Origin of the sequence: Brevibacterium metallidurans (genome assembly GCF_037101285.1) — a bacterium.
GTDB classification, from domain to species: domain Bacteria; phylum Actinomycetota; class Actinomycetes; order Actinomycetales; family Brevibacteriaceae; genus Brevibacterium; species Brevibacterium metallidurans.
In genome coordinates this window covers 201853-214280 of sequence record NZ_BAAAAF010000002.1, presented here as the reverse complement: position 1 = coordinate 214280, position 12428 = coordinate 201853, and the positions used below count along the sequence as shown (strand labels likewise).

Below are 12428 nucleotides of genomic sequence, written 5' to 3'. Positions count from 1 at the left end.
CGCCGCGGGCACTCAGGCTTGGTCCTGAGTGCCCGTCGCTGTCCGGCGCTCGGCATCCCGTCGGCGGTTGCGCCTCCAGGCGAAGAACGCGACGACAGTGCCGATCGCGAGCACGATGCTTGAGATGATGCTGCCTTCGAACCCGAAGCCGCCTCCCGTGAGCAGTTCGCTCGCCCGAGGTGCGGGGTCGAAGGAGAACATGGAGGTCGAGACCTCCATGTTCGAGACGTTCGCGCCCCACAGGTTGCCCTGACCCCAGTTCCACAGGGCGTGGAACGCACACACGCCCCACAGGCCGCCCTCGGCCAACGACCAGCACCCGAGGAACACGGCGACGAGGGCGAGGTTGAGCACCGGAATGATGGTGATGCCTCCGTTCGCGCCGTGAAGCAGGGTGAACCAGATCGTCTGGATGACGAACGCGGCGACGAGTCCCCATTTCCAGGCCACCGCCTGGACCAGGTACCCGCGTGCGTAGAGCTCCTCGGTGCTGCCCTGGACGGCGAAGCCGAGGAGGAGGATGAGCGCGGGCCCCACGGCCGACCCGTCGAGGGCGCCGATGCTCGCGCTGCCTGAGACGGCGTTGACGAGGGCAACGACGGAGATCATGACGATCCCGATGAGCGCGCCGCGGCCGATCCGCAGCAGCGCCCCGTGGCGTGAGAACCCGAGGGTGCCGATCCGCCGCCCCTCCTTCCACCGTACCCAGGCGAAGATGAGGAGCGCGCCGATCGCGAAGCTGCCGGTGAGGATCGCCTGTTGGGTCAATGACATCGCCGTGCCCTCACCGAGGGAGACGAACGGCAGGGTCGGCAGCTGCGCGAGCAGGAAGACGACGCTGACGACGACGATGCCGAGGATCGGGCCGGTCGGTCTGCGCGCAGCCCGCATCCGCTCGGGAAATGACACCGGTTGAACTGCCGTGCTCATGATGGCCTCCTCGGGGCTGGTCCCGGCAGTGGGTGGCATCACGATGCCACAGGGCGGGTTGACGGTCAACCATCGGTCACGTCCCGCCGTACTTCCTATCAGGGACTATCATCGCCAGAGCAGGGCCGACGACGATGTCGCGCCTGCGATGACGACGAGAGGTGAGGGAATGGCGGCAGGCGGCGGAATGACTCAGGTGCAGAAGCGGATCCTCCTCGTCGCCCTCGTCCCGCTCTTCATGTCCCTGCTGTCGGTGTCGATCATCAACGTCGTCCTCTCCGCGATCGCCGCCGACCTCGGCGCGTCGACCTCGGCGCTGCAGTGGGTGCTCACCGGCTATGCCCTGTCCTTCGGCGTCGTCCTCGTCGCCGCCGGTCGCGCCGGCGACGTCTTCGGCCGCGCGCAGCTCTTCATCCTCGGCGTCAGCCTCTTCGGTGTCTCCTCCCTCGTCGCCGGACTCGCCCCCGAACCGCTCACCCTCAACATCGCCCGCGTGTTCATGGGCTTCGGCTCCGGCCTGCTCAACCCGCAGGTCGTCGGCCTCCTCCAGCAGTACTTCCAAGGTCCCCAGCGCGGCCGCGCCTTCGGACTCATGGGCACGATCGTCGGGCTGTCCGTGGCCATCGGACCCGTGCTCGGCGGCGTCTTCATCGCCGTCTTCGGCGACGACCTCGGCTGGCGCGCCTCGTTCCTCGTCAACGTCCCCTTCGCGATCCTCGCCGCGATCTTCGCCAAGACCTGGCTGCCGCAGACCGCCTGGCATCCCGTCGCCGGAGCCGACCCCGATCCCGCCGACGAGGATGCGGCAGCGGCCGCGGGGGAGCGGGGGACGGATCCCGGTCCCGACGCCGAGGCGGCCGCCGCCTCGGCGGGAGACGCTGACCCGGCCAGACGCCACCGTCACGACCTCGACCCGGTCGGAGTGATCCTCCTCGGACTCGGCGTCCTCCTCGTCCTCCTGCCCTTCGTCGAATCGTCCGTTGGCTGGTTCGTCTGGGCGGCGCTGCCGATCGGCCTCGGCGTCATCTGGTGGTGGACCCGGTGGGAGCGCGCGTACGCCGCACGCGGCCGGTTCCCCATGGTCGATCTCGATCTCTTCTCGATCCGGAGCTTCAGCAGCGGTTCGATCATCATCGCCCTCTACTTCATGGGTGTGACGAGCGTGTGGGTGCTCGTGGCCATGTACATGCAGCGCGGGCTCGGACACACCGCCCTGGCTGCCGGCCTCATCGGTCTGCCCGCCGCCCTGCTCTCAGCCGTCTCCGCCGACGTCTCGGGACGCTTCGTCTTCCAGTTCGGGCGCAAACTCGTCGTCTGGGGCATCGTCACCTGCCTGTTCGGCCTGGTCTCCTCCGCCCTCGTGGTCGGACTGCTCTCCCGGGGCATCGGCAGCGAATGGTGGCTGCTGCTCACCCTCAGCTTCGTCGGCCTCGCCCAGGGCATGGTCATCAGCCCCAACCAGACGCTCACCCTCCAGGAGGTCCCGCTGAAGTACGCGGGATCCGCCGGCGGAGTGCTGCAGACGGGGCAGCGCATCGGCACCTCGATGGGCCTGGCGATCATCACCGCCCTCGCCTTCGCCGTCGTCGCCGTCAGCGGGTGGGACCTCGGTCTCGTCACCGCTTTCGGAGCAATCGCCGTTGTCGTCTCCGTAGCGGGGATCGTCGGGATCGCCGAGGTCAGGAGAGGTCGCGGGCCTCAGCTCTGAGCGGAATAATGTTACCGAATTCAGACAAACGTCGGTGTGCCGTTGTGGAAGACTGTGAACGCACGAACCCACAGGGAAGGACAGACGGTGGCCCAGACGGCGAACGACCAGGACCTTGATCTCGAGGAGCTGGTGCGGTCCGGAGGGATCGAAACCTACTTCGCACCCGTGGTCGACTCGTTCACCTTCGACACCATCGGCTACCAGGTGCTCCAGGCCCCTGTCGGCGACCCCGCTCTCGGGCATGCGGAATCGGAGAATCTGCGCGAGGCCATGCACGCCTCGGACATGATCGGCGACATCGACGCCTCACTGCGGGCCACCGCACTGCGCACCGCCGAGGCGGCCGGACTGCCCAACGCCAACCGCCTCTTCCTCCACGCGGAGGAGGAGTCGTTCGCGACCCTCGAGGACCGCACGGCTGAACCCGACCGATCTGTCATCCTCCAACTCGACGCCTCCCGGGTGTCCTCGTCGCCGGCCTCGGTGCTCCGCTCTGTCCGGCAGGCGAGGTCGATGGGCTGGGGGGTCGGCATGTCCTCGGTCGGTCCCGACCTGCGCAGCACGTCCTTCGTGCCGCTCGTCAACCCCTCCGTCGTCGGCCTCCATCCCGATGTCCTCACCGTCGAGTGCAACGCTCAGCTCGCCGAACTCAACCGTCTCCTCCACGCTCACCTCGAACGCACGGGTGCCGTCATCCTCGCCGAGGGGGTGACGACCGAGGACGACCTCGACCGGGTGCAGGCGCTCGGCGCCCGGTTCATGTCGGGTCCGTACTTCGGGCGGGCCACCCGGGAACCCGCACCTGTGGCGCCGCCCGTCGAGGACGGGCTCGCCGATCATCATTCGCGGAATCTGCCGGCGCTCGGCACCCCGTACTCGATCGCGCAGGGCCTGCGCCGCGAACCCCTGGTGATGAACCGCGAACTGCTCATCGCCCAGATCGCCGCCCTGGAAGAGCGGGCACTGGCCTCGGGGGCTGCGACGATCACGCTCGGCGTCTTCGGTGAGGAGACGACGTTCTCCCAGGCCACCTACGACCGCTACGAGCGCATCCGCGACACCGTCGGACTCACCGCGATGATCTCCGGTGGCTTCACGGTCCCGCCCGTGCCCGGAGTGCGCGGGGGAGTCGTCGACGCCTCCGACCCGATGCGCAAGGAACACGGCGTAGTTGTCGTCGGACCCGACTGGTCGGGACTCGTCGCGGCCTCGAAGCGCAACGATCCGGGCAGCGACGGCCAGACAGAGTACGACGTCTACATCACCACCGAGCGCTACACGTGCGTCGATGCGGCCCGGAGCGTGCTCACCCGGATCTCCCCGACCACCTCGGCGGGCTGAGCCCCCGCCACCGGGACGCGATCCGACCGGAATCGGAGGCAGACGACCTCCGGTGCTACTCTGGTTTCGGCTCGCCCCCGTAGCTCAGCTGGTCAGAGCAGGGAACTCATAATTCTTTGGTCGTCGGTTCAAGTCCGACCGGGGGCACTGTCTGCTCTGGTCGCGGTCCCCGCCGTTGCCTGCAGCTGCTCGTGCGCCATCCCCATCCCCGCTCCCAGGAGACCTCTGTGCCGATCCCCACTGCCCTGAAACGCCTCGCCGGCACCGCCTCGGCCCTCGCCCTCGGAGCGGGACTGGGCCTCGCACCGTTGCCCGGTGAGGCTCCCGCCTCGGCGAAGACCGCCTACTGCACCGGTGTCGAGAAGAACCGTGCGGTCACCGCTGCCAAGGTCATCGAGGTCAAGCAGCGCTCGACGCTCAAAGCCGACGTCTACCTGTGCCGCAAGTCCGGCAAGCGCTACATCCGGGACAAGGGACCTTACGGCGCGAGACTCGGCTACGCCGGGACCACGGCGAACAAGCGCGAAGGCGACGGCAAGACGCCGAAAGGCGTCTTCTGGATGCGCAACGGCTTCGGAACCGCGTCGAACCCGGGGTTGCGGAAGTCGTGGACGAAGGTCACCCGCGATCATGTGTGGGTCGACGGCAAGGCGACGAAGAAGGGCGGCTACAACACGATGCAGCGGAAGTCGAAGGGCTACCGGGGCGAGGCGCTCTACCAGCCGAAGCCCTACAAGTATGCACAGGTCATCGGCTACAACGAGGCACGCACGCCGGGGAAGGGCTCAGCGATCTTCCTCCACGCCAATACCGCCTCGATGAAGACTGCCGGGTGCGTCTCGATGTACGAATCCCAGCTCGTGACGACGATGAAGTGGCAGTCGACGACGGCGACGCAGATCCTCATCCACTGACCCGCCGAGCGATACACCCAGGCCGTGGGGTGCGTGAAGCTAGATGCTCTGCACCCCACCTTGGGCTCAGCTCTTCAGATGTGAAGATTGTCAAACGATACCGGCCAGCGAGGCAACTCGAAGCGATGAGTGAGGACAGTCGACGCTTTGGGTCCAACTGTCCGTCTCGAATAGACCCCTGTAGTTGCCCTCATTCCTGATTGAAAGCAGATCTCCATTGACCAGAACACGACTGGGATCCTATATTGCTCTGGCAGTCTTCGTCCCGCTGTTCGGCATTGCCGTTGCGACCGGCACCATCGCAGGCATGGAGCGCGACGCGAACGTGTACGGCGGTCCCGCCGAGGTGATCTTCCCCATCGCGGGAATCGCCGCACTCGTCGCGGCCGGAACCGGGATCGTGCTGGCGGTCAGGAGCCATTCGTCGGGACGGTGAGAGCAAGCAGCCCGACCGAAACGGTGTCGATACGCTGGGTTGCCCGCAACCCCACGTGAACAGGCATTTCGCTACTTGGCTCACACCTCATCGTGCACTATCATGAGCGGTGTACCTCCTTTCGGGTCGTTGGGGAAGACGTATCCGAGGTAGGAGGCACACAATGGATATGACACAGGGCGTACTCTTCGTCCACTCAGCACCTCGCGCGCTCTGCCCGCACATCGAATGGGCAGCGGGCGGGGCAATCGGCGCACAGGCACGCTTCGACTGGACACCCCAGCCGGCAGCGCCCGGCCTGGTGCGCGCCGAAGTCTGCTGGCGCGCGCCCGCAGGCTCGGGCTCCCGCATCGCGTCGGCCCTGCGCGGATGGGACTCGTTGCGCTACGAAGTCACCGAGGAACCTTCCGCCGGCGTCGACGGCGGACGCTGGAGCCACACCCCTGAACTCGGCATCTACCATGCCGTCACCGACTCCGTCGGCAACATCCTCGTCCCCGAGGACCGGATCCGGTCCGTCATGGAACGCGCCGGCGGCGACCCCGCGAAGCTCGCCCACGAGATGGCCCTGGCCCTCGGCGAAGCATGGGACGAAGAACTCGACGCCTTCCGCCACGCCGGTGAAGGCGCACCCGTGCGCTGGCTGACGAAGGTCGGCTGAACCTCCGCCCGTCCGGGCACCCTTATCCGCCGTACCGACAGCGGGCACGTCATCGCCTCCGACGTGTCCGCTGTCGTCGTGTGACGAGCGTCATCTTTACAGTCGACTGGGTAAGGTTAGGATAACTTCCATGACTATGACGCCGCGGATGATCGCCGCCCTCGCCCTTGTTCCTGCCCTTCTCACCGGCTGCGGTACTGCCGCGGCCGAGTCGACCACAGGATCGGTGAGGACCGTGGAGACCTCTCTCGGCAAGGTGTCGGTGCCCACCGACATCGATTCCGTCGTCGTCCTCGAAGGACGACGCGACCTCGACATCGTCCTCTCCCTCGGACTTCCGCTCACCGGCTACCCCTACGAGGAGAAGGGATCCCTCGACCTCACCTCCCCGACGGCCGACGCCCTGGAGACTGCCCAGCAGAAGGGTGCGAAGGAACTCTTCCTTGCCGACGAGATCAACCTCGAGGCGATCATCGGAGCCGACCCCGACCTCATCGTCTCCCGCGCCGAGGATGTCGAACCGATCCGGGCCGAGCTCGAGGCCATCGCCCCGGTCATCGCGATCGGCGACCAGAGCACGAGCACCTGGCAGGACGACCTCGAACTCGTCGCGGCAGCCACCGGCACCGAAGACCGGGCACAGACGCTCATCGAGGAGTACTCCACGCGAGTCTCGGCGCTCAAGGACCAGTACGGGCCGGTCCTACGTGAGAACACCTTCGTCCCTCTCAGCTACAACGGCGAAAGCCTCGAAGTCCGGCCCAACCGTCTGCTCTCGCTCAATCTGCGCGACCTCGGCGCCACCCCATCGAAGGCGTTCCAGGACGCGATCGACGGCAGGGAGGTCGCCTTCAGCCCCGAGCAGACCGTCGAAGGGTTCGCCGATGCGAGCGCCGTCGTCGCCCTCATCAACGACAAGCAGGTGTGGGACGACTTCCAGGACAACAGCCTCGTCAAGCAGCTGCCTGCCTTCCAGGACGGAAACGTCACCCGCGGAGACAAGCAGACACACGAAGGCGCGGCCCTGACCGCCCAGCACAACCTCACTATCATCGAACAGCTGCTCAAGACACTGTGACCACAGGCGTCCTCGCGCCCACCTCGGCGGCGCTGCGCCCGGGCCCGCCCGACCGCTCATTGGTGCTCTGCACGCTCGGCCTCGCCGCCATCCTCGGCCTCAGCGTGCTCATCGGCGCCCGGTCCCTCGACCTGCCGACGGTCGCTGCCGCCCTGACCGGGCAGGGCACCGCGGAGGCCGCGGCGATCGTCTGGGAACAGCGCATTCCCCGCACCCTCAACGGCCTCCTCGGGGGAGCGGCCCTGGCCGTCGCCGGCGTCGTCATCCAGGGGCACACGCGCAATCCGCTCGCCGACCCCGGACTCCTCGGCGTCACCGCCGGAGCCTCACTGGCCGTCGTCGTGGGCATCAGCGTCCTCGGCTTCGCCACACCCGCGGAGTACCTGTGGCTGTCGTACCTGGGTGCAGCTCTCGGTGCAGCAGCTGTCCTGATCATCGGAGTGCTCGCCGGGCGGCGCCGGGACGCCTCACCGGCCTCCCTCGTCCTCGCCGGAGCCGCGGTCTCGGCCCTCCTCTCCGCCGTCACCGGAATCGTCCTGCTCCTCGACGCGGCCACTCTCGACGTCTACCGCTTCTGGACCGTCGGTTCGCTCGCGGGAGGCCGCGGCCTCGACTCCCTCGCCGTCGTCGCCCCGCTCATGCTCGCCGGGGCGGTGCTCGCGGCCGCCCAAGCCAGATCCCTCGACGCCTTCGCCCTCGGTGCCGACACCGCCCGCTCCCTCGGCCGGCGACTGCTGCCCGGGCAGTTCGCTGGCCTGCTCAGCGTCACCCTCCTCGTCGGGGGCGCCACAGCACTCGTCGGTTCGCTCGGCTTCGTCGGTCTCGTCGCCCCGCACATCGCCCGCGGCCTCGTCGGTCCGGCCCACGCCCGACTCCTGCCGATCTCCGCCGTGCTCGGCGCCGCCCTCGTCCTCAGCGCAGACATCCTCGGTCGGGTCCTCGTCGCCCCCGCCGAACTGCCCGTGGGCATCGTCTTGGGTGTCATCGGCGGCCCTGTCTTCCTCCTCCTCGTCGTCCGCCTCTTCCGGAGCCGGTCATGAGCGCCCCGCCGAGGCTGACGGCCCCGCAGACGCTGCGCGCCGGACCCGTATCGCTGCGTTGGTCACCCCGGACCGCGGTGGTCACGCTCATCGCCGGGCTCGCCGCTCTCGGCGCTGCGATCCTCTCGCTCGGCATCGGGGAGATCACGGTCAGCCCGGGCCGGGTGCTGGCGACCCTGCTCGGCACCGGCACCGCCGAGGAGGACCTCGTCGTCCTCACCCTCCGGCTCAACCGCACACTCCTCGGCCTGCTCGTCGGGGCGATGCTCGCCCTCTCCGGCGCGATCGTGCAGACGACGACCCGCAACGGCCTCGCCAGTCCCGACCTCCTCGGCGTCACCGCCGGCGCCGGCACCGGAGCGGTCGCCGTCATCGTCCTCGGCGGTACCGGGGCCGCAGCCTCGGCGATGCCGACACTGCTGACCGGCCTCGGAACATCGGTCGCCGCCGTGGTCGGCGGGCTCCTCGCCGCACTCACGGTCACAGCGATCCTCCGCATCGCCACCGGAGGCGGGCTGCAGATGCTGCTCATCGGGGTGGGCACCTCGGCGCTGTTCTCCGGGCTCACGAGCTGGATGCTCATCACCGCGAGCATCGACGAGGCGGCCCGGGCGAACATGTGGCTTGCGGGCTCCCTCAACGGGCGCGGCCCCGTCGAGGTCGTGCTCGCGGCTCTCACCCTCCTCATCGTCGCCGCAGTCCTCGTGCCGCTCTCGACGAGGATCCCCGGCCTCCACCTCGGTGCGGACCTCGCCTCGGCCCTCGGCCAGGATGTTCGGCGCAGCCGTGGGGGACTCCTCCTCATCGCCGTCGTCCTCGCCTCCGTGGCCTCAGCGGTGGCCGGACCGATCGGGTTCGTCGCCCTCGTCGCCCCGCACATCGCCCACCGGGCAGCCCGCGCACCGCGCCCGCCGCTGGCCGCCTCGGCGCTCATCGGGGCCGCCATCGTCCTCGGCAGCGACCTGCTCGCCCGCACCCTGGCCTCACCCATCCTCCTGCCCACCGGCGCGATCACCGCGGTCGTCGGCGCGCCCTTCCTCATCTGGCTCCTCGTCCGCCAGGGAAAGGACACGCTGCGATGAATCCGGCGTTCGAACTGCACCACGTCGGGGTCCGCCTCGGCGGTCGGGACATCCTCCACGACCTCTCACTGTCCATTCCCGCGGATCGGACCACCGCGATCATCGGGCCCAACGGTTCGGGGAAATCGACGCTGCTGCGCACGCTCGCCCGCCTGCAGGAGCGCACCGGCACGATCCGGCGCCACGGCACCGACATCGCCGGCACCCGACCGCGCGCCTTCGCCCAGGACGTCGCACTGCTGCCTCAGACCCCCGAGGCCCCGGCGAACCTCACCGTCTCCGACCTCGTCTCCCGGGGACGGGACCCGCACCGGCGCTGGTACGACCAGTGGTCGGCTGCGGACGAACGCATCGTCGGGGAAGCGCTGGCAGCGGCGGGCCTGGCCGAGCTGGGACAGCGGGGGCTCGGGACGCTCTCCGGCGGCCAACGGCAGCGAGCCTGGATCGCCCTCACCCTCGCGCAGGCCCCATCCGTCCTCCTCCTCGACGAACCGACGACCTACCTCGACGTCGCCCACCAGATCGACGTCCTCGAAACCGTCACCGACCTCCAGCGCTCACGCGGCATGACGGTGATCATGGTCCTCCACGATCTCGGGATGGCGGTGCGCTACGCTGACCACATCATCGCCGTGCAGGACGGCCGGATCGCCGCGCAAGGACCTGCGGACTCGACCCTGACGCCCGAAGTGATCAGGGACGTCTTCGGGATCGACAGCACGATACTGACCGACCCGGTCACGGGTCGCCCCGTCATCGTCCCGCACCGGGCGATGGAGACGACGGAGGCCCCATGAGGACGACAACAGGACGCGGACGACGCGTCGGCACGACGATCGGCGGACCGGCCAGCGCCGTGGCCCTGGCGCTCGAGGCCCTGCGCACCCGCATCCTCTGCGGCGAGCTCGCCCTCGGCGACCACATCTCCGAACAGACCCTGGCCGATGAGCTCGGCGTCGGCCGTGCCACCCTGCGGGAGGCGCTGCGCGACCTCGAACACGACGGACTCGTCACGCATGTGCCCGGCGTCGGCACCCGGGTCGTCACCCTCAGCCTCGAAGACGCCTACGAGATCATCACCCTGCGCGAACACCTCGAGGACCTCGCCGTCGACCTCGGCGTGCCCGCCCCGCCGGCCCGGATCGAGCGACTCATGACCGCCGTCGCCGACCTCGAACGCGGGGCAGCGAACGGCGACGAAGCGGCCTGCGTGCCCGACAGCCTCGCCTTCCACCGGGCGTTCATCGGCCTCGCCGGCAATGCGCGCCTCACCGCGGCCTTCGAGACGATCCTCTACCCGCTGGGTCTGCTCATGCAGCTCAACCGTCGTGCCAGGGCCTCCGCAGAGAGCCTGGCCGATCGGGCGGCCAGGCACCGCCGGCTCGCCGAACTCGTGCACACAGGCGATCCAGAGGCGGTGCGTGCGGAGATGAGCAGCCATCGGACCACGGCGTTCCTCCGGTCGGGCGAACTCTCGACCGAGGGACTCAGCGACGCCGCGAAGGCGTGGGTGGAGTACCGGACGACGCTCGACACGCAGTCGCCCACGCAGCGCTGACCGCAGACACAGCGAGGGCCCCAGCGCATGCGCTGGGGCCCTCGGTGATCGGCTGCCGGATCAGACCGACTTGAACGCGACGACCGCGTTGTGACCGCCGAACCCGAAGGAGTTCGACAGGGCCGCGATGTCGCCCTCAGGCAGCTCCGCGGGAGTGTCGCGGACGATGTTGATGGCCACCTTGGGATCGACCTCGGTGATGTTCATCGTCGGGGGAGCCGTGCGCGTCTGCAGCGCCTTGACGGTGGAGATCGCCTCCACCGCACCGGCACCGCCGAGGAGGTGACCGGTCATCGACTTCGTGCCGCTGACCAGCGTGTCCTCGACATGATCGCCGAGGAGTTCGGCGATCGCCACGGACTCGGGGATGTCGCCGACCGGGGTCGACGTGGCGTGGGCGTTGACGTGCTTGATGTCGGCGGGGGTGAGTCCGCCGGCTTCGAGTGCCTCCTCCATCGCCCGCAGCGCGTACTTGCCCTCGGGCTCGTTGCCGGTGATGTGGTAGGCGTCGTTCGAGATGCCCCAGCTGGCCACCTCGGCGTAGATCTTCGCACCACGGGCCTTGGCGTGCTCCTCGGTCTCGAGGATGAGCGCTCCGGCGCCTTCGCCCATGACGAAGCCGTCACGGTCGACGTCGTAGGGACGCGACGCGGTCTCCGGGGAGTCGGTGCGGCGCGAGAGCGCCTGCATCGAGTTGAACGCGGCCAGCGTGATCGGGTGGATCGCAGCTTCCGAACCGCCGGCGATGACGATGTCGGCGTCGCCGCCTGCGATGAGGTCGTAGGCGTGGCCGAGGCTCTCCGTCGACGACGCGCAGGCCGAGACCATCGTCTGCACACCGGCGCGGGCCTTGAACTCCATGCCGATCGCGGCGGCAGGGCCGTTGGGCATGAGCATGGGGACGGTCAGCGGCATGACGCGGCGCGGACCCTCCTCCTTGAGCGTGTCCCACGCATCGAGCAGCGTCCACACGCCGCCGATGCCGGTCGCCCAGGACACGGCGGTGCGGTCGGGGTCGGTCTCGGTCAGCCCGGCGTCCTCCATCGCCTCACGGGCGGAGATGAGGGCGAACTGGCTCGAGGGGTCGAGGCGCTTGGCCTGGACGCGCTTGAGCTTCTCGGGAACGACCTCAGGGTCGACTGTGGCGGCGAAGTCGACTGTCAGGCCGTACTTCTCGGCCCAGTCGTTGTCCAGGGTGCGCACACCGGACTGACCGGCCAGCAGCGCCTGCCAGGTCTCCTCGGCCGTGGCGCCCAAGGGTGTCACCGCACCGATACCGGTGACGACAACTTTTGGTGTCATGGTCAAAACCTCGTCGATAGTGTGGGACACGGCCCGTCGGTGGACGGGCCGTGTGCGTCCAAGCGGTTCAGGCTTCTTGGGCCTTGTTGATGTAGTCGACGGCATCCTGAACGGTGACGAGGTCCTTGACGTCGTCGTCCGGGATCTTCACGCCGAACTTCTTCTCGGCGTTGACGACGATGGTCATCATCGAGATGGAGTCGATGTCGAGGTCGTCGGTGAACGACTTGCTCGGCTCGACGGCCTCGACGGCCAGGCCGGTCTCTTCGTTGACGATCTCTGCGAGTCCGGCGAGGACTTCAGCTTCGGTGAATGCCATTTCTTTCCTACTTTCTTAAGACAACCGGGAGTTCCCCGGTCGGATCGGAACCATAT

At 68.6% G+C, this 12428-nt stretch carries 13 protein-coding genes and 1 tRNA gene; 11 read left to right on the top strand and 3 right to left on the bottom strand.

What is annotated here, in order from left to right; genetic code table 11:
* Positions 1 to 12: 12 nt before the first annotated feature.
* Complete coding sequence (locus tag AACX88_RS03625) at positions 13 to 930, bottom strand: CPBP family intramembrane glutamic endopeptidase (RefSeq protein WP_339391740.1); 918 nt, start codon at positions 928 to 930, stop codon at positions 13 to 15.
* 187 nt (positions 931 to 1117) lie between these two features.
* On the opposite strand from AACX88_RS03625, the gene AACX88_RS03620 reads away from it, so the two are divergent.
* The 11 genes from AACX88_RS03620 to AACX88_RS03570 all read left to right on the top strand — a co-directional run bounded on the left by AACX88_RS03620 (position 1118) and on the right by AACX88_RS03570 (position 10751).
* Entirely contained in the window at positions 1118 to 2638 is a 1521-nt protein-coding gene (locus AACX88_RS03620) for an MFS transporter (RefSeq protein ID WP_339391739.1), read from the top strand.
* An 87-nt stretch (positions 2639 to 2725) separates the two neighbouring features.
* Positions 2726 to 3982, top strand: a complete 1257-nt coding sequence (locus AACX88_RS03615; RefSeq protein WP_339391738.1) for an EAL domain-containing protein — start codon at positions 2726 to 2728, stop codon at positions 3980 to 3982.
* Positions 3983 to 4055: 73 nt separating this feature from the next.
* Positions 4056 to 4129: transfer RNA gene (locus AACX88_RS03610), tRNA-Ile, on the top strand.
* An 80-nt stretch (positions 4130 to 4209) separates the two neighbouring features.
* The gene (locus AACX88_RS03605; protein WP_339391737.1) at positions 4210 to 4896 is read left to right on the top strand and encodes a hypothetical protein; all 687 of its coding nucleotides are present in this window, start codon (positions 4210 to 4212) and stop codon (positions 4894 to 4896) included.
* Positions 4897 to 5080: 184 nt separating this feature from the next.
* Positions 5081 to 5332 carry a hypothetical protein gene (locus tag AACX88_RS03600; RefSeq protein ID WP_339391736.1) on the top strand — a complete coding sequence of 84 codons (252 nt, stop codon included), beginning with the start codon at positions 5081 to 5083 and terminating at the stop codon, positions 5330 to 5332.
* Between the two features lie 169 nt (positions 5333 to 5501).
* Positions 5502 to 5993, top strand: a complete 492-nt coding sequence (locus AACX88_RS03595; protein ID WP_339391975.1) for a DUF3145 domain-containing protein — start codon at positions 5502 to 5504, stop codon at positions 5991 to 5993.
* Between the two features lie 130 nt (positions 5994 to 6123).
* A complete protein-coding gene (locus AACX88_RS03590) occupies positions 6124 to 7071 on the top strand; it encodes an ABC transporter substrate-binding protein (RefSeq protein WP_339391735.1) in 948 nt (315 codons plus the stop codon).
* Positions 7068 to 8111, top strand: coding sequence for a FecCD family ABC transporter permease (locus tag AACX88_RS03585; RefSeq protein WP_339391734.1), 1044 nt, complete (start codon positions 7068 to 7070; stop codon positions 8109 to 8111). The genes AACX88_RS03590 and AACX88_RS03585 overlap by 4 nt, the downstream gene beginning before the upstream one ends.
* A complete protein-coding gene (locus AACX88_RS03580) occupies positions 8108 to 9193 on the top strand; it encodes a FecCD family ABC transporter permease (RefSeq protein WP_339391733.1) in 1086 nt (361 codons plus the stop codon). The genes AACX88_RS03585 and AACX88_RS03580 overlap by 4 nt, the downstream gene beginning before the upstream one ends.
* On the top strand, positions 9190 to 9990 hold the full coding sequence (locus AACX88_RS03575; RefSeq protein ID WP_339391732.1) for an ABC transporter ATP-binding protein: 801 nt from the start codon (positions 9190 to 9192) through the stop codon (positions 9988 to 9990). The genes AACX88_RS03580 and AACX88_RS03575 overlap by 4 nt, the downstream gene beginning before the upstream one ends.
* Positions 9987 to 10751 (top strand): GntR family transcriptional regulator, encoded by a 765-nt coding sequence (locus tag AACX88_RS03570; RefSeq protein WP_339391731.1) that lies wholly within the window; start codon positions 9987 to 9989, stop codon positions 10749 to 10751. Before AACX88_RS03575 ends, AACX88_RS03570 begins: the two co-directional genes overlap by 4 nt.
* Before the next feature lie 60 nt (positions 10752 to 10811).
* Here AACX88_RS03570 and fabF read toward each other — a convergent pair whose 3' ends face one another.
* A complete protein-coding gene (gene fabF / locus AACX88_RS03565) occupies positions 10812 to 12053 on the bottom strand; it encodes a beta-ketoacyl-ACP synthase II (RefSeq protein ID WP_339391730.1) in 1242 nt (413 codons plus the stop codon).
* A 67-nt stretch (positions 12054 to 12120) separates the two neighbouring features.
* On the bottom strand, positions 12121 to 12372 hold the full coding sequence (locus AACX88_RS03560) for an acyl carrier protein (protein WP_009375612.1): 252 nt from the start codon (positions 12370 to 12372) through the stop codon (positions 12121 to 12123).
* Positions 12373 to 12428 lie beyond the last annotated feature (56 nt).